Origin of the sequence: Streptomyces sp. 3214.6 (genome assembly GCF_900129855.1) — a bacterium.
In the GTDB taxonomy this organism is placed as follows: Bacteria; Actinomycetota; Actinomycetes; order Streptomycetales; family Streptomycetaceae; genus Streptomyces; species Streptomyces soliscabiei.
On the sequence record NZ_LT670819.1, the window covers coordinates 7387103 to 7403378 of the forward strand.

The window sequence follows — 16276 nt, forward strand, 5'->3', positions numbered from 1 at the left end:
GTCGGCCCGGTCCGGCACGGTAGCGTCGACCTCGCCATGGAAATTGCCTACATTCCCAGCCCGTCGCACGGGGTGCTGTACCTCGGCCCCATTCCGCTGCGCGGCTACGCGTTCTGCATCATCATCGGCGTCTTCGTCGCGGTCTGGCTCGGCAACAGGCGCTGGGTCGCCCGGGGCGGGCGGGCCGGCACGGTGGCCGACATCGCCGTCTGGGCGGTGCCCTTCGGGCTGGTCGGAGGCCGGCTCTACCACGTGATCACGGACTACGAGCTGTACTTCAGCGAGGGCCGTGACTGGGTGGACGCCTTCAAGGTCTGGGAGGGCGGCCTCGGCATCTGGGGCGCGATCGCGCTCGGAGCGGTCGGCGCGTGGATCGGCTGTCGCCGCCGGGGCATCGCCCTGCCCGTGTACGCCGACGCCATCGCGCCCGGTATCGCCCTCGCGCAGGCGATCGGCCGCTGGGGCAACTGGTTCAACCAGGAGCTGTACGGCAAGGAGACCGACCTCCCCTGGGCGCTGCACATCACGTCCTCGGCGGACGGCCGGGTTCCCGGGTACTACCACCCGACGTTCCTGTACGAATCACTGTGGTGCATCGGCGTCGCCCTTCTTGTCATCTGGGCCGACCGCCGCTTCAAGCTGGGCCATGGCCGGGCCTTCGCGCTGTACGTCGCCGCGTACTGCGTGGGCCGGGCGTGGATCGAGTACATGCGCGTCGACGACGCTCACCACATCCTGGGCCTGCGGCTGAACGACTGGACCGCGCTGGTCGTGTTCGTGCTCGCGGTGACGTACATCGTGATCTCGGCGAAGAAGCGGCCGGGCCGTGAAGCGGTCGTCGAGCCGGGTGTCTCCGAGGGCGCCGCCGGCGGTGAGGCCGGTGACGCCGGTGAGGTCTCCGAGGACGAGGACAAGTCCGGGGACGCGGACAAGGGCGAGGCCAAGGCCAAGGCGGAGGGCAAGGCGGAGGGCAAGGAAGAGTCCGAGGCCCAGGTCGACGAAAGCGCCGAGGCCAAGGTCGAGGAAAAGGCCCCCGTGAAGGACAAGGCCAATGCCGGAGCGAAGGGCGCGGCGAAGGCCGAGGCGGAGCCTGCCGAGGTGAAGACCGAAGTGAAGACCGAGGTCAAGGACGAGGCCGAGTCGGCCGGCAAGAAGAGCTGACGGCTGACCGTACGACACGACGAGGGCGCCCGGGTTTGCCGGGCGCCCTCGTCGTGTGTGGTGGCGGCGGGCGAGGGTTCAGCCCTTGCGTGGTGCCAGTGACAGGGTGCGCTGTGCCGTCGCCACCACCGCCGCGTCGATGAACCGGCCGTCCGGAAGGGCCTGGGCGCCCTGCTCCCGGGCCGCGGCCTTGACGATCGTCTCGGCCTCTTCCAGTTCCCGCTCCGTGGGCAGATAGGCCCGTTCGATGATCGGGAGCTGGCGGGGGTGGATGGCGGCGCGGCCCAGGAAGCCGAGGGTGCGGCCGTGGGCGCAGGTGGTGGCCAGGCCCTCCAGGTCGCGGATGTCGGGGTGCACCGACTGGGGCGGGGACGCCAGGCCCGCGGCCCGGGCGGCGACGACGACACGGGAGCGGCACCAGTCGAGGCCCGCGTCGTCGCGCAGGCCCAGGTCGGCGCGCAGGTCCGCCTCGCCGAGGGCGATGCCGCGCAGGGAGGGGTGGGAGCGGGCGATGGCGTAGGCGTGTTCGATGCCGAGGGCTGTTTCCAGGAGGGCGTGGAGGGGGGTGGCTCCACGGTCGGCCCGGGGCACGGTCTCGGCGACCCGGGTGATCTGGTGCGGGGACGTCACCTTCGGCAGGCGCAGGCCGGCGACCCCGGGGAGGGCGGCCACGCTGCGGAGGTCCGCCGCGGCGAAGGGGCTGTCCAGGGCGTTCACCCGGACATGGACCGGAACCGGCTGAGGCTCGGACAGGCGTTCGGCGGTGGCCGTGCGGGCGTACTCCTTGCGGTCCGGGGCGACCGCGTCCTCCAGGTCGATGATGACGACGTCGGCGCCGCAGGCGAGCGCCTTGGTGACGGTCTGTGGGCGGTCGCCGGGGGCATACAGCCAGGTCAGCGGGGGTGTAGTCGGGGAGGTCGTCATAGTGCGCCCTCTTGTCGGAGGGCTCTCAGCTCGGTTGGGGTCAGGCCGAGCTCGGTCAGCACCGTCTCCGTGTCGGCGCCGTGCGGGCGGCCGGTCCAGCGGATCGCGCCGGGGGTCGAGGAGAGCCGGAACAGGACGTTCTGCATGCGGATCCGGCCCAGCTCCGGGTCGTCGACCGCGGTGATCGTGTCGAGGGCCTGGTACTGGGGGTCGGTCATCACGTCCCGTACGTCCTGGATCGGGGCGATGGCCGCCTCCGCCTTCTCGAACGCGGCGAGGACGTCGGTGCGGGTGCGGGCGGCGATCCAGGCGCCGACCGCCTCGTCGAGGACGTCGGCGTGGGCGGCCCGGTCGGCGCCCGTCGCGAACCAGGGCTCGTCGATCAGGTCGGGCCGGCCGACCAGGCGCAGCACCCGTTCCGCGACCGACTGGGCGGACGTCGAGACGGCGACCCAGTCGCCGTCGGCGGTGCGGTAGGTGTTGCGCGGCGCGTTGTTGGCGGACCGGTTGCCGGTGCGGGCTTGGACGTAGCCCAGCTGGTCGTACCAGAGGGGCTGGGGGCCGAGGACGGTGAGGATGGGCTCGATGATCGCCATGTCGACGACCTGGCCCTCGCCGGTGCGCTCGCGGGCGGCGAGGGCCGTCATGACGGCGTAGGCGGTGGCCAGGCCCGCGATGGAGTCGGCCAGGCCGAAGGGCGGCAGGGTCGGGGAGGCGTCCGGTTCGCCCGTGATCGCGGCGAAGCCGCTCATCGCCTCGGCGAGGGTGCCGAAGCCGGGGCGATGCGCGTAGGGGCCGAACTGGCCGAAGGCGGTCACCCGGGTGAGGACCAGTCGGGGGTTGGCCGCCGACAGGTCCTCCCAGCCGAGGTCCCACTTCTCCAGGGTGCCGGGACGGAAGTTCTCGATGATCACGTCGGCGGTGGCGGCGAGGCGCAGGAGGGTGGCGCGCCCGCCGGGCCGGGAGAGGTTCAGGGTGATCGTGCGCTTGTTGCGGCCCAGGAGCTTCCACCACAGGCCCACGCCGTCCTTGGACGGGCCGTGGCCCCGGGAGGGGTCCGGCTGGGCGGGGTGCTCGACCTTGATGACCTCCGCGCCGAAGTCGCCGAGCATGGTCGCGGCGAGCGGGCCGGCGAAGAGGGTGGCGAGATCGAGGACGCGAAGCCCGTGCAGGGGAGAGGTCGTCCCGGTCATGAGGCGTACTGCTTGTCGATCTCGGAGCGGTACGGCATCGACGCGGAAGCGCCTGGCCGCTGGACCGAGGGGTCGGCCGCGGCGGCGGCCCAGGCCAGGGCCTCCCGTACGGGGCGTTCCTCGCCGAGGTCCCCCACTCTCGGCTTCGCTCGAGCGGGGGGACCCCCATCGGCGAGGGCGCCGACGAACGTGTCGCCCGCGCCGGTGGAGTCGACGGCGGCGACGTGCGGGGCGGGCTCGGTGAGGGGTTCGGCGCCGCGGGCCGCGTAGCGGCTGCCGGCCGAGCCCAGGGTGACGACCACCTCCGGGACGCTGTCCGGCAGGGCGGTGGCCGCCTCCCGCGGGTCGGTGCGGCCGGTGAGGGCGGTGGCCTCGTGCTCGTTGGGGACCAACAGGTCGGTGGCGGCGAGGAGTTCGGGCGGAAGGGGCTGGGCGGGGGCCGGGGTGAGGATCGTCCGGACGCCGTGCGCGCGGGCTGCCCGGGCGCCCGCGACGACCGCCGCCGGCGGGACTTCGAGCTGGAGCAGGAGGGCGTCGGCGGAGGAGATGAGCACTTCGTCGCCGGGGACGAGGTGGTCGACGGTGCCGTTGGCGCCGGGGACGACGATGTCGGTCATGGGCGGGAAGCCTCCCGGTGGGTGAGGGACCAGGTCAGGTGGGCCAGGGTGTCGAAGCCGATGCCGCCCAGGTCGGCGACGGAGGTGGCCAGGCGGTTCTTGAGGGGGGCCGTCCAGCGGTCGGGGAGGGCGGCCGGGTCGCCGGCGAGGAGGGCGGCGACGCTGCCGGCCGTCGCGCCGTTGGAATCGGTGTCCAGGCCGCCGGACACGGCGCGGCAGACGGAGGCGCTGAAGTCGCCGTCGGCGTGGGTGAGGGCGGCGGCGATCAGGGCGGTGTTGGGGATCGCGTGGACCCAGTGGTGCGTCTTGTGGGCGGCGTGGAGTTCGTCCACGACGGTGTCGAAGTCGCGGTGTTCCTGCGCCAGTTGGGTCGCGTGGGTGACGGCCTGGGCGAGGCGCGAGCGGGGTGGGACGACGGTCAGGCCGGTGCGCAGGCAGGCGTGGACGTCGTGGTCGCCGGTCGCGGCCGTGGCGATGACGGCCGCCGTGAACATCGCCGCGTAGACGCCGTTGGCGGTGTGGGTGAGGGTGGCGTCGCGGTGGGCCTGTTCGGCTGCGCCGGCCGGGTCGCCGGGGTTGGTCCAGCCGTGGACGTCGGCGCGGATGAGGGCGCCGATCCACTCGCGGAAGGGGTTGCGGTGGCGGGCGGTGTGCGGGGGTTCGATGCCGGTCAGGAGGTTGCGCAGGGCGACGCGTTCGGCGGTGAAGGCGCGGCCGGCGGGGAGTTCGTCCAGCCAGAGCCGCGCCACGTCCGTGGTCGTGAAGTCGCTGCCGTGGCGCTGGAGCAGGAGGAGGTTGAGGAGGGGGTAGTTGAGGTCGTCGTCCTCGGGCATCCCGTCGATGTTCTCGGCGAGGGAGGTGGGGGCCGAGCGGCGGTTCCAGGGGTGGGCCTCCAGCAGGTCCCGGGGGACTCCGCGGGCCGTGAAGTAGCCGCTGAGGGGCCAGTTGCCGGTGGAGCGGGCGAGGGCGCGGATGGCGTCCAGGGGGAGCTTCTCGACGGGTTTGCCGAGGAGGCAGCCGACGGCCCGGCCCAGCCAGGCCGCTTCCAGCCCGGCCCGGGTGGGGGCAGCGAGGCGCGCACCGGCCGGCCGGACCGGCCACCGGGGGCACCGGGCCCTGATCTTCTCCAGATCCGTCGGCTCGTCGTCCGCCAACCGGCTGGGCAGGTCCGCGAGTTCGTCCAGGAGGTCTTCCGCGAGCAGCCGCAGATAGCGGGAGGCACGCCCGGGGGAGGCGCCCGCCCGGGGCGGGGCCTCGCAGCCTCCCGCCGCCTTCCAGCGGGCGGCGATCGCCGACGGTTCCCGGCCGTCCTGGGCGGCCTGGCGCAGTTCGTGGCCGACGAGGTCCTCCGGCTGGATCCAGGTCAGTCGGAGCATCGCGGTCCTCCGAGGGCGGCGAACGCCTGCGCGTGGGCGCGGTGACGGCGCATGTCGCGGTCGAAGATCTCCCGGGCGACCTCGGTGAGCGCCGCCGCCGGCTGCCGGAGGTCGAGGCGGCTGGCCTCGGCGACCTGCTTCGACCACTCGTCCGGGACCGGCGAGCCCAGGGCGCCCGCCACCGCTCCCGCCATCGTCGCGATGGAGTCGCAGTCGCGGCCGTAGTTCACCGAGCCCAGCACCGCCTGCCGGTAGTCGCCGCCCGCCACCAGCAACATGCCCAGGGCGACGGGGAGTTCCTCGATCGCGTGCAGACGGGACGGACGGCGGGCGCCCAGCGAGGGCCGACGGTAGTCGGGGCCCACGGTGTCGTACGGCGTCACCGCCTGCCGCAGCGGGGCCAGCGCGGACTCGAAGTCGGTGTGCCGGGCCGCCTCTTCGCAGACCTTCTCGATCGCCGCACGCGTGCCGTCCCTCGCCAGCGACAGACAGGCCGCGACCACCGAGTCCGGGGTCGCGTCCGGGGCGCAGGCCGCCGCCACCGCCGCCGCGAAGACCCCCGCCGCCTCCCGCCCGTACGACGACTGGTGGGCGCCCGCGATGTCCAGCGCCTCGGTGTACGCGCCCGCCGGGTCGGCCGCGTTGACCAGGCCCACCGGGGCCATGTACATCGCCGCACCGCAGTTGACGATGTTGCCGACGCCGGCCTCACGGGGGTCGGCATGGCCGTAGTGCAGCCGCGTGACGAGCCATTTCTCCGCCAGGAAGAGACGGTGCAGGGGGAGGGCCTCGGTTTCCAGTTCCGGGATCCAGCGGGGGTTCGTCATCAGGTCCGGAACCAGGTGGTCGGCGATCGCGTAGGCGTCCAGGTGGTCGCGGACCGTGGCGTAGACCCTGATCAGCGCGTGCGTCATCAAGGTGTCGTCGGTGACGTGGCCGTCGCCCTTGTGGTACGGGGCGATCGGGCGGGCGGTGCGCCAGTCGTCGCCGTTCCAGGGGCCGACGACGCCGTGGACGCGGCCGCCGTGGCGCTGAAGGATCTGGTCGGGGGAGTAGCCCTCGACGGGCCCGCCGAGGGCGTCGCCGACGGCGGCTCCCACGAGGGCGCCGGTGATGCGTTCTTCCAGGGTCGCGCCGTTGCTGTCAGGTGCGTGGGCGCCTTCTTGCGCTGTGGTGCTTTCTCGCGCTTTGGGCTTCATGCCCCGAATCATCCTCCTGGTGGGGCCGGTTGTGTGGCTTCCAGGAGTTCGGCGAGTTCCACCAGGTCGGTGCCGGTGAGACGGGGGAGTACGCAGCCGGAGAGGGTGCGGCAGCTGTCGCGCCACGCGGCCGGGATCGCGGGGCCGCCGCCCAACGCGCCTGTCAGCGCGCCCGCGAGGGCCGGAGCCGAGTCTGCGACCCGGGAGAGACAGGCCGCCGCCGGCACCGCTTCGGCGATACGGCCGCCGGACGCAGTCACCAGCGCCAAAGCCACCGGGACCGTCTCCGCCGCCGCGATGCCGTAGCTGTAGACGTGGTCGACGATCTGGTGTTCCAGGAGGGGGATGAGAGCGAAGGCGCTGACGGCGTCGTGGGCCAGCTTGAGCGCGTGGCGGGCGTTGCGGCCGATCTCGGTGTGGTCGGGGAGTTCGGCGAGGGCCGCGGTGACGCAGGCGGCGGGGTCCGCGCCGACGAGGGCCAGCGCCAGGGCCGCCGCCATCGCGCGGGCGCCGTGCACGCCGTCGCCGTCCTGGGTGTAGCGGGCGTCGAACTCGGCGAGGTCGGCGGCGAGTCGGGGGTTGCCGGGGTGGGCCACCGCGAGGACGCAGGCGCGTACGCAGGCCGCGTCGTCGAAGTAGTGGGGGTTGTCGTGGCCGGTGGCGGGCGGTCGCAGTCCGGCGGCGAGGTTGCCGAGGCCGGCGCGGACGGAGATGCGGGCGCGCAGCGGGAGGACGGCGGACTCGACCTCGGGCGCGCGGTCGGCCGCCGCGGCGACCTCGCTGGCGATCGCGTTCCAGGTGAGGTCGATGGCGGCGCGCATCCGGCGTTCCCGGCTGAGGTCGCCGAGGGCGGTGTCGTCGCCCGCCCGCAGGACCGCCTCGGCGGCGAACGCCGCCCACTCGGCGTCGTCGGAGGGGCCGAGGCGGAGGGGTTCGGGGGGTTGGTTGAGGGCGATGGGGACGGGGAGGGTGGTGGTGGCGTTGTGTTCGGCGAAGGTGTCGAGTTCTCGGGTGAGGCGGCGTGTCCACTCGGGCATGCGGGCGGCTCGGTGGCGGGCCGCGGGCCAGCCTGCGGCGTCGCCCGCGGCCAGGCCGAGCAGGAGGCCTTCGACTCGGTGAGGGCGGGTTCGGTTCGACACGGCCTCGGCTGTGCCTTCGGCCCTGTTGCTCCCACCCGCACCAGCCGTGGAACGTTCGTCGTCGGGTGCCGGTGGCCCCTCGGGGGCCTGCTCGCCGTCGGCGGCTGCGGGGGTGTTCGGGAGTGTCGTCGTCGCCGAGGCCGTTCCCTCGTCCCATGGGGCCGGTGGTTTCACCGTCGTGCCTCCGTCGTGTCGGTCGTCGGCAGGGTGATCAGGCTTGGGACGAGGTCCTCGGCGATCATGCCCTCGCCCCATTTGCCGCCCTCTTCGGGTACCAGCAGCTCCGCCACGTCCAGGACGTGGTGGCCGGCCATGGAGGGCAGGCAACTGCCCCGGGCCGGGCCGATGGCGGCCGCCCACTGCGCGGGGATCGCCGAGGCGCCCCGGCTCGCGCCGGCCAGCGCCCCGGCGACCGCCGCCGTCGTGTCGGCGTCGCGGCCCATGTTCACGGCGGCGAGGACGGCCTCGCGGAAGTCGCCGTCGGCCGCCGCGTAGGCGCCGAAGGCGAGGGCGACGGCTTCGGGGGCCAGGTCGGTCCAGGGGTAGCCGCCGATGACGACGGCGGAGCGGACCGCCCGTTCGCCGCGGTGGGCCACCGTCACCGCCCGGCGCAGGGAACGGGCCGTCCAGGAGTCCTCGGGGATCACCGCCAGCGCCGAGGCCACGACGGCGATCGCCGGCGCTCCGGCCATCGCCGCCGCCACGCCCGCCGCGACCGCCTGGCCGCCGTAGATGCCCTCGCCGTCGTGGCTGACCGCGCCGTCGATCGCGACCAGACGGGCCGCTTCGGCCGGGCGGCCCGCGGCGAAGACGCCGAAGGGGGCCGCGCGCATCGCCAGACCGTCGCTCCACGCGTGCCGGTGCTGTGCCGAGATGGGCGCCGCGAGGCCTCGGCGGAGGTTCTCCAGGGTGCCGCGTTCGCTGAAGCCGGCGCCGCGGAAGGGGCCCTCGTCGCGGTCGGCGATCCACTGGTGCCAGGCCGCCTCCACGTGGACCGGGGTGAGTGCGGAGCCGTGGCGGGCGAGGAGCAGGCCGGAGAAGATCGCGTACTCCGTGTCGTCCGTGCCGGCCGGCCTCTCGCTGACGTAGCCCGTGATGCGGCCCCAGCGGGCGCGGATCTCGGAGGGCTTCATGTTCTCGGCGGGTGCGCCGAGGGCGTCTCCCACGGCGAGGCCGAGCAGGGCGCCGCGGGCCCGTTCACGGATCGATGCCATGCACGGCCTCTCCTTCGGGGGCCCGCACGAGCGCGGAACCCTTTGCGGATGTGTCCCACCATCGGCGGTTGACCTGAGCCTGAAAGCTCCTCATGTCACCCGGTCGACATATGGGCGGCCTATCGATCGAATGAGCGACCGAGGGTAAAGGCGCAGGTTAGGGCATCCTCGCCTTGCTGGCGGGCGGGAATGAGCGCGCGTATCTTTGGCGTTGTCAGATATTGGAACTTGTCTAAAGTTAGCTTTGCCTTAGCTATCTGGGGGATCTTCATGGCCATCATCGAGACCGAAGCCACACTGCACGAGGCGCACCGCGACAACCACACGCACCGGGACGTCAACGGTGGCTGGCTGCGGCCCGCCGTGTTCGGGGCGATGGACGGCCTGGTCTCCAACCTCGCGCTGATGACCGGTGTCGCCGGCGGGTCCGTCGGCCAGCAGACCATCGTCATCACCGGGCTTGCCGGTCTCGCCGCGGGCGCCTTCTCGATGGCCGCCGGCGAGTACACCTCCGTCGCCTCGCAGCGCGAGCTCGTCGAGGCCGAGCTCGACGTGGAGCGCGGGGAGCTGAGAAAGCACCCGCAGGACGAGGAGGCCGAGCTCGCCGCGCTGTACGAGTCCCGGGGCGTCGAGCCCGAGCTGGCCCGGCAGGTCGCGCAGCAGCTCTCGCGCGATCCCGAGCAGGCCCTGGAGATACACGCCCGTGAGGAGTTGGGCATCGATCCCTCGGATCTGCCCTCGCCGCTGGTCGCCGCCGTGTCGAGCTTCGGGGCGTTCGCCCTCGGCGCGCTGCTGCCCGTCCTGCCGTATCTGCTGGGGGCCGCCTCGCTGTGGCCGGCCGTGCTGCTGGCGCTGTTCGGGCTGTTCGGCTGCGGCGCCGTGGTGGCCCGGGTGACCGCGCGGACCTGGTGGTTCAGCGGACTGCGGCAGCTCGCGCTCGGAGGCGCGGCAGCCGGTGTGACGTACGCCCTGGGCACTTTGTTCGGAACGGCCGTAGGATAGACCGGCTGCTACATATGCGATGGGCCGTATAAGTAGTCGTTACTGACTGGTTTCGGATGCTTAACCAGCGGGCATGAGCCGTAAGCGCTGTGGGCAATGACGCCTGCGGCGCACTTGCGGGGTGAACGACGCCGCTCCCCCCGCCCTTCGGGCCGACGGACACCGATCTGATCGATCTCGTCCCGTCCGGTCCCCATATAACTTTCAGCCACGTGCGCGAGACCCTTTTCGCGAGCTCGTGGCGTCCGCATGTTGGAACGGAGTATCCGGTTCCCGAGAACCGCTCCATCATGTAACCTGCACGAAATTTTGCGCTCACGCAGAGGGCCAACGTCGTCCCTTCGCACGCCAGATATGCCACTTGAGACGACGACGGGAGAGCCGATGCGTACGCCGCGCCAGCCGTCCCAGCATTCCGCGAATGGCCAGAACTGGTCCTTCATGGATGCTCGCCCTGCTGCGCAGGGTATGTACGACCCCCGCAACGAGCACGACGCCTGTGGCGTCGGCTTCGTGGCCACCCTCACCGGTGAGGCGAGCCACACGCTGGTCGAGCAGGCGCTCACCGTTCTGCGCAACCTCGAACACCGCGGCGCCACCGGCTCCGAGCCGGACTCCGGCGATGGCGCGGGCATCCTCACCCAGGTCCCCGACGCCTTCTTCCGCGAGGTGGCCGGTTTCGAGCTGCCCGAGGCCGGCGGCTACGCCGTCGGTATCGCCTTCCTCCCCGAGGACGGCCTGCAGGACGCCGTCTCGCAGATCGAGACGATCGCCGACGACGAGGGCCTCACCGTCCTCGGCTGGCGCGAGGTCCCGGTCGCCCCCGAACTCCTCGGCGCCACCGCCCGCTCCACGATGCCCGCCTTCCGCCAGGTCTTCGTGACCGACGGCGCCTCCCAGGGCATCGACCTCGACCGCAAGGCGTTCGTGCTGCGCAAGCGCGCCGAGCGCGAGGCCGGCGTGTACTTCACCTCGCTGTCCGCGCGGACCATCGTCTACAAGGGCATGCTGACCACCGGCCAGCTCGAACCCTTCTTCCCGGACCTGTCCGACCGCCGCTTCGCCTCGGCCGTGTCGCTCGTCCACTCGCGCTTCTCCACGAACACCTTCCCGTCGTGGCCGCTCGCGCACCCGTACCGCTTCGTCGCGCACAACGGTGAGATCAACACCGTCAAGGGCAACCGCAACTGGATGACCGCGCGGGAGTCGCAGCTCGTCTCGGACGTCTTCGGCTCCGACGAGAAGGCCATCGAGCGGATCTTCCCGGTGTGCACGCCGGACGCCTCCGACTCGGCGTCCTTCGACGAGGTGCTCGAACTGCTCCACCTCGGCGGCCGCTCGCTGCCCCACTCCGTGCTGATGATGATCCCGGAGGCGTGGGAGAACCACGACTCCATGGACCCGGCCCGGCGCGCCTTCTACCAGTTCCACTCCACGATGATGGAGCCCTGGGACGGCCCGGCCTGCGTCACCTTCACCGACGGCACCCAGGTCGGCGCGGTCCTCGACCGCAACGGCCTGCGCCCTGGCCGCTACTGGGTCACCGACGACGGCCTCGTCGTCCTCGGCTCCGAGGTCGGCGTCCTCGACATCGACCCCGCCAAGGTCGTCCGCAAGGGTCGCCTGCAGCCCGGCCGCATGTTCCTCGTCGACACCGCCGAGCACCGCATCATCGAGGACGACGAGATCAAGGCCCAGCTCGCCGCCGAGAACCCCTACGCCGAGTGGCTGGAAGCCGGCGAGATCGAGCTCGGCGACCTGCCCGAGCGCGAGCACATCGTGCACACCCACGCCTCGGTCACCCGCCGCCAGCAGACCTTCGGCTACACCGAGGAAGAGCTGCGCGTCCTGCTCGCGCCGATGGCGAAGGCCGCCGCCGAGCCGATCGGCTCGATGGGCACCGACTCGCCGATCGCCGCGCTCTCCGCCCGCCCGCGACTGCTGTTCGACTACTTCACGCAGCTGTTCGCGCAGGTCACCAACCCGCCGCTGGACGCCATCCGCGAGGAGCTCGTCACCTCGCTGCGCTCCTCCCTGGGCCCCGAGGGCAACCTGCTCGAGCCCACGGCCGCATCGTGTCGTTCGGTCACCCTGCCCTTCCCGGTGATCGACAACGACGAGCTGGCCAAGCTCATCCACATCAACGCCGACGGCGACATGCCCGGCTTCAAGGCCGCGACGCTCTCCGGCCTGTACCGGGTGCACGGCGGCGGCGACGCCCTCGCCGCGCGCATCGACGAGATCTGCGCCGAGGCCGACGCCGCCATAGACAACGGCGCCCGCCTCATCGTCCTGTCGGACCGCCACTCCGACGCCGAGCACGCGCCGATCCCGTCGCTGCTGCTCACCGCGGCCGTCCACCACCACCTCATCCGCACCAAGCAGCGCACCCAGGTGGGCCTGCTGGTCGAGGCCGGCGACGTCCGCGAGGTCCACCACGTCGCCCTGCTCATCGGGTTCGGCGCCGCCGCCGTCAACCCGTACCTGGCCATGGAGTCGGTCGAGGACCTGCTGCGCGCGGGCACCTTCCTCGCCGGCATGGAGCCCGAGCAGGCGATCCGCAACCTGATCTACGCCCTCGGCAAGGGCGTTCTGAAGGTCATGTCCAAGATGGGCATCTCGACCGTCGCCTCCTACCGGGGCGCCCAGGTCTTCGAGGCCGTCGGCCTGGACGACGCGTTCGTCGCCACGTACTTCAGCGGCACCGCCACCAAGATCGGCGGCGTCGGCATCGACGTCGTCGCCAAGGAGGTCGCCGCCCGCCACGCCAAGGCCTACCCGGCGTCCGGCATCGCGCCCGCCCACCGCGCCCTGGAGATAGGCGGCGAGTACCAGTGGCGCCGCGAGGGCGAGCCGCACCTGTTCGACCCGGAGACGGTCTTCCGCCTCCAGCACTCCACGCGCACGGCCCGCTACGACATCTTCAAGAAGTACACGGACCGCGTGAACGAGCAGTCCGAGCGCCTGATGACGCTGCGCGGACTCTTCGGCTTCAAGTCCGGCCGCGCGCCGATCTCCATCGACGAGGTCGAGCCGGTCTCCGAGATCGTCAAGCGGTTCTCCACCGGCGCCATGTCGTACGGCTCCATCTCCCTGGAGGCGCACGAGACCCTCGCCATCGCCATGAACCAGCTGGGCGGCAAGTCCAACACCGGTGAGGGCGGCGAGGACGCGGACCGCCTGTACGACCCGGCGCGCCGTTCCGCCATCAAGCAGGTCGCCTCCGGCCGCTTCGGCGTGACGAGCGAGTACCTGGTCAACGCGGACGACATCCAGATCAAGATGGCCCAGGGCGCCAAGCCCGGCGAGGGCGGCCAGCTGCCCGGCCACAAGGTGTACCCGTGGGTCGCCAAGACCCGTCACTCCACCCCGGGCGTCGGTCTGATCTCCCCGCCGCCGCACCACGACATCTACTCCATCGAGGACCTCGCCCAGCTGATCCACGACCTGAAGAACGCGAACCCGCAGGCGCGGATTCACGTGAAGCTGGTCTCCGAGGTCGGCGTCGGCACGGTCGCCGCAGGTGTGTCGAAGGCCCACGCGGACGTCGTCCTGATCTCCGGCCACGACGGCGGCACGGGCGCCTCGCCGCTGACCTCGCTGAAGCACGCGGGCGGTCCCTGGGAACTCGGCCTCGCCGAGACCCAGCAGACGCTGCTGCTCAACGGCCTGCGCGACCGCATCGTCGTACAGACCGACGGCCAGCTGAAGACCGGCCGTGACGTGATCATCGCCGCGCTGCTCGGCGCCGAGGAGTTCGGTTTCGCGACCGCGCCGCTCGTCGTCTCCGGCTGCGTCATGATGCGCGTCTGCCACCTCGACACCTGCCCGGTCGGCATCGCCACCCAGAACCCGGTGCTGCGCGACCGCTTCGCCGGCAAGGCCGAATACGTCGTGAACTTCTTCAAGTTCATCGCCGAAGAGGTCCGCGAGCTCCTCGCCGAGCTGGGCTTCCGCTCGATCGAGGAGGCCGTCGGCCACGCCGAGGTCCTCGACGTCGAGCGCGCCGTCGACCACTGGAAGGCGCAGGGCCTGAACCTGGCCCCGCTGTTCCACGTGCCCGCCCTGCCCGAGGGCGCGGCGCTGCACCAGGTCATCGAGCAGGACCACGGCCTGGAGAAGGCGCTCGACAACGAGCTGATCAAGCTCGCCGCCGACGCCCTGGCCGCGGACTCGGCGACCGACGCCCAGCCGGTGCGCGCCCAGGTCTCCATCCGCAACATCAACCGCACGGTCGGCACCATGCTCGGCCACGAGGTCACGAAGAAGTTCGGCGGTGCGGGCCTGCCCGAGGACACCATCGACATCACCTTCACCGGCTCCGCGGGCCAGTCCTTCGGCGCCTTCCTCCCGCGCGGTGTCACGCTGCGCCTGGAGGGCGACGCCAACGACTACGTCGGCAAGGGCCTCTCCGGCGGCCGCGTCATCGTCCGCCCGGACCGGGGCGCCGACCACCTCGCCGAGTACTCGACGATCGCGGGCAACACCATCGCCTACGGCGCGACCGGCGGCGAACTGTTCCTGCGCGGCCGCACCGGTGAGCGGTTCTGCGTCCGCAACTCCGGCGCGACGGTCGTCTCCGAGGGCGTGGGCGACCACGGCTGCGAGTACATGACCGGCGGTCGCGCGGTGGTCCTCGGCGAGACGGGCCGCAACTTCGCGGCCGGTATGTCCGGCGGCATCGCCTACGTGATCGACCTCAACCGCGACAACGTCAACGTCGGCAACCTGGACGCCGTCGAGGCGCTTGACGACGGCGACAAGCAGTGGCTGCACGACGTGGTGCGCCGCCACGCCGAGGAGACCGGCTCGACGGTCGCCGAGAAGCTGCTCGCCGACTGGGACGTGTCCGCGGAACGCTTCAGCAAGATCATCCCCAGCACGTACAAGGCAGTGCTCGCCGCCAGGGACGCCGCCGAGCGAGCGGGACTCTCCGAGTCCGAGATCACCGAGAAGATGATGGAGGCGGCGACCAATGGCTGACCCGAAGGGCTTTTTGAACCACGGCCGTGAGGTCGCCAAGTCCCGTCCCGTCGACGTGCGTCTGAAGGACTGGAACGAGGTCTACGTCCCCGGTTCGCTGCTGCCGATCATCGGCAAGCAGGCCAGCCGGTGCATGGACTGCGGCATCCCGTTCTGCCACAACGGCTGTCCGCTGGGGAACCTGATCCCCGAGTGGAACGACTTCGCCTACCGCGAGGACTGGACGGCGGCCTCCGAGCGCCTGCACGCCACGAACAACTTCCCGGAGTTCACGGGCCGTCTGTGCCCCGCCCCGTGCGAGTCGGCGTGTGTGCTGGGCATCAACCAGCCGGCCGTCACCATCAAGAACGTCGAGGTCTCGATCATCGACAAGGCGTGGGAGACCGGTGACGTCGCCCCGCAGGCCCCGGAGCGGCTGTCCGGCAAGACCGTCGCGGTCATCGGCTCGGGCCCGGCGGGCCTGGCCGCCGCCCAGCAGCTGACCCGGGCCGGCCACACCGTCGCCGTCTACGAGCGCGCGGACCGCATCGGTGGTCTCCTGCGGTACGGCATCCCCGAGTTCAAGATGGAGAAGCGGCACATCAACCGCCGCATCGAGCAGATGCGCGCGGAGGGCACCCGCTTCCGCACCGGCATCGAGATCGGCCGCGACCTCAAGGCGACCGACCTGAAGAAGCGCTACGACGCGATCGTCATCGCCGCCGGCGCGACGACCGCCCGTGACCTGCCGGTGCCGGGGCGCGAGCTCAAGGGCGTCTACCAGGCCATGGAGTACCTGCCGCTGTCCAACAAGGTCCAGGAGGGCGACTACGTGGTCTCGCCCGTCTCGGCCGAGGGCAAGCACGTCGTGGTCATCGGCGGCGGCGACACCGGCGCGGACTGCGTGGGCACCGCCCACCGCCAGGGCGCGGCCTCCGTCACGCAGCTGGAGATCATGCCCCGCCCGGGCGAGGAGCGCAGCGCCGGCCAGCCGTGGCCGACCTTCCCGATGCTGTACAAGGTCACCTCGGCGCACGAGGAGGGCGGTGAGCGGGTCTACTCCGTCTCCACCACCCACTTCGAGGGCGACGAGGACGGCAACGTCCAGTGGCTGCACCTCACCGAGGTCGAGTTCGTCGACGGCAGGCTGACCCCGAAGCCGGGCACGGAGCGCAAGATCCCCGCCCAGCTGGTCACCCTCGCCATGGGCTTCACCGGCACCGACCGCGAGAACGGCCTGGTCGAGCAGTTCGGCCTGGAGCTCGACGAGCGCGGCAACATCGCCCGCGACGCCGACTTCCAGACCAATGTCCCCGGCGTGTACGTCGCCGGTGACGCGGGCCGCGGCCAGTCCCTCATCGTGTGGGCGATCGCGGAGGGGCGCTCGGCCGCCCGCGGCGTCGACCGGTTCCTGACCGGCGCGAGCGAACTGCCGGCCCCGATCCGCCCGACGGACCGCTCGCTGATGGTCTGACGGCCCGAGGCCTCC

Annotated in this window: 10 protein-coding genes and 1 pseudogene; 4 read left to right on the forward strand and 7 right to left on the reverse strand. The window is 72.1% G+C overall.

From position 1 onward, the window contains the following. The first annotated feature begins 36 nt into the window (after window positions 1–36). On the forward strand, window positions 37–1161 hold the full coding sequence (gene lgt, locus B5557_RS33425) for a prolipoprotein diacylglyceryl transferase (protein ID WP_079662963.1): 1125 nt from the start codon (window positions 37–39) through the stop codon (window positions 1159–1161). Window positions 1162–1239: 78 nt separating this feature from the next. On the opposite strand, the gene B5557_RS33430 is transcribed toward lgt, so the two are convergent. From B5557_RS33430 to B5557_RS33460, 7 genes and pseudogenes are all read right to left on the reverse strand, one after another. Beyond that, on the reverse strand, window positions 1240–2085 hold the full coding sequence (locus B5557_RS33430) for an HpcH/HpaI aldolase/citrate lyase family protein (RefSeq protein ID WP_079662964.1): 846 nt from the start codon (window positions 2083–2085) through the stop codon (window positions 1240–1242). Beyond that, the gene (locus B5557_RS33435; protein ID WP_079662965.1) at window positions 2082–3278 is read right to left on the reverse strand and encodes a CaiB/BaiF CoA transferase family protein; all 1197 of its coding nucleotides are present in this window, start codon (window positions 3276–3278) and stop codon (window positions 2082–2084) included. Before B5557_RS33435 ends, B5557_RS33430 begins: the two co-directional genes overlap by 4 nt. Beyond that, a pseudogene (locus B5557_RS33440) lies at window positions 3275–3886 on the reverse strand (PfkB family carbohydrate kinase); the annotation flags it as partial. The gene B5557_RS33435 and the pseudogene B5557_RS33440, both read right to left, overlap by 4 nt. Before the next feature lie 5 nt (window positions 3887–3891). After that, window positions 3892–5271, reverse strand: a complete 1380-nt coding sequence (locus B5557_RS33445) for an ADP-ribosylglycohydrolase family protein (protein WP_079662966.1) — start codon at window positions 5269–5271, stop codon at window positions 3892–3894. Continuing rightward, window positions 5259–6470 (reverse strand): ADP-ribosylglycohydrolase family protein, encoded by a 1212-nt coding sequence (locus B5557_RS33450; RefSeq protein ID WP_079662967.1) that lies wholly within the window; start codon window positions 6468–6470, stop codon window positions 5259–5261. The genes B5557_RS33445 and B5557_RS33450 overlap by 13 nt, the downstream gene beginning before the upstream one ends. A gap of 8 nt (window positions 6471–6478) precedes the next feature. After that, window positions 6479–7864 carry an ADP-ribosylglycohydrolase family protein gene (locus B5557_RS33455; RefSeq protein ID WP_443031298.1) on the reverse strand — a complete coding sequence of 462 codons (1386 nt, stop codon included), beginning with the start codon at window positions 7862–7864 and terminating at the stop codon, window positions 6479–6481. Further along, the gene (locus B5557_RS33460; protein ID WP_107472662.1) at window positions 7780–8823 is read right to left on the reverse strand and encodes an ADP-ribosylglycohydrolase family protein; all 1044 of its coding nucleotides are present in this window, start codon (window positions 8821–8823) and stop codon (window positions 7780–7782) included. The genes B5557_RS33455 and B5557_RS33460 overlap by 85 nt, the downstream gene beginning before the upstream one ends. A gap of 270 nt (window positions 8824–9093) precedes the next feature. On the opposite strand from B5557_RS33460, the gene B5557_RS33465 reads away from it, so the two are divergent. The 3 genes from B5557_RS33465 (at window position 9094) to B5557_RS33475 (ending at window position 16261) form a co-directional block, all read left to right on the forward strand. Then, window positions 9094–9825: a VIT1/CCC1 transporter family protein gene (locus B5557_RS33465; protein ID WP_079662969.1), complete on the forward strand. Its 732-nt coding sequence runs from the start codon at window positions 9094–9096 to the stop codon at window positions 9823–9825. A gap of 384 nt (window positions 9826–10209) precedes the next feature. Further along, on the forward strand, window positions 10210–14808 hold the full coding sequence (gene gltB, locus B5557_RS33470; protein ID WP_079662970.1) for a glutamate synthase large subunit: 4599 nt from the start codon (window positions 10210–10212) through the stop codon (window positions 14806–14808). Next, the gene (locus B5557_RS33475; RefSeq protein ID WP_079662971.1) at window positions 14801–16261 is read left to right on the forward strand and encodes a glutamate synthase subunit beta; all 1461 of its coding nucleotides are present in this window, start codon (window positions 14801–14803) and stop codon (window positions 16259–16261) included. The genes gltB and B5557_RS33475 overlap by 8 nt, the downstream gene beginning before the upstream one ends. Window positions 16262–16276: the final 15 nt, after the last annotated feature.

Bases quoted from the DNA above. Each gene is read 5' to 3' on its own strand.
- B5557_RS33430 (WP_079662964.1), bottom strand. From the start codon at position 2,085: ATGACGACCTCCCCGACTACACCCCCGCTGACCTGGCTGTATGCCCCC.
- B5557_RS33460 (WP_107472662.1), bottom strand. From the start codon at position 8,823: ATGGCATCGATCCGTGAACGGGCCCGCGGCGCCCTGCTCGGCCTCGCC.
- B5557_RS33465 (WP_079662969.1), top strand. From the start codon at position 9,094: ATGGCCATCATCGAGACCGAAGCCACACTGCACGAGGCGCACCGCGAC.
- B5557_RS33435 (WP_079662965.1), bottom strand. From the start codon at position 3,278: ATGACCGGGACGACCTCTCCCCTGCACGGGCTTCGCGTCCTCGATCTC.
- gltB (WP_079662970.1), top strand. From the start codon at position 10,210: ATGCGTACGCCGCGCCAGCCGTCCCAGCATTCCGCGAATGGCCAGAAC.
- lgt (WP_079662963.1), top strand. From the start codon at position 37: ATGGAAATTGCCTACATTCCCAGCCCGTCGCACGGGGTGCTGTACCTC.
- B5557_RS33450 (WP_079662967.1), bottom strand. From the start codon at position 6,470: ATGAAGCCCAAAGCGCGAGAAAGCACCACAGCGCAAGAAGGCGCCCAC.
- B5557_RS33445 (WP_079662966.1), bottom strand. From the start codon at position 5,271: ATGCTCCGACTGACCTGGATCCAGCCGGAGGACCTCGTCGGCCACGAA.
- B5557_RS33475 (WP_079662971.1), top strand. From the start codon at position 14,801: ATGGCTGACCCGAAGGGCTTTTTGAACCACGGCCGTGAGGTCGCCAAG.
- B5557_RS33455 (WP_443031298.1), bottom strand. From the start codon at position 7,864: ATGGGGCGAGGGCATGATCGCCGAGGACCTCGTCCCAAGCCTGATCAC.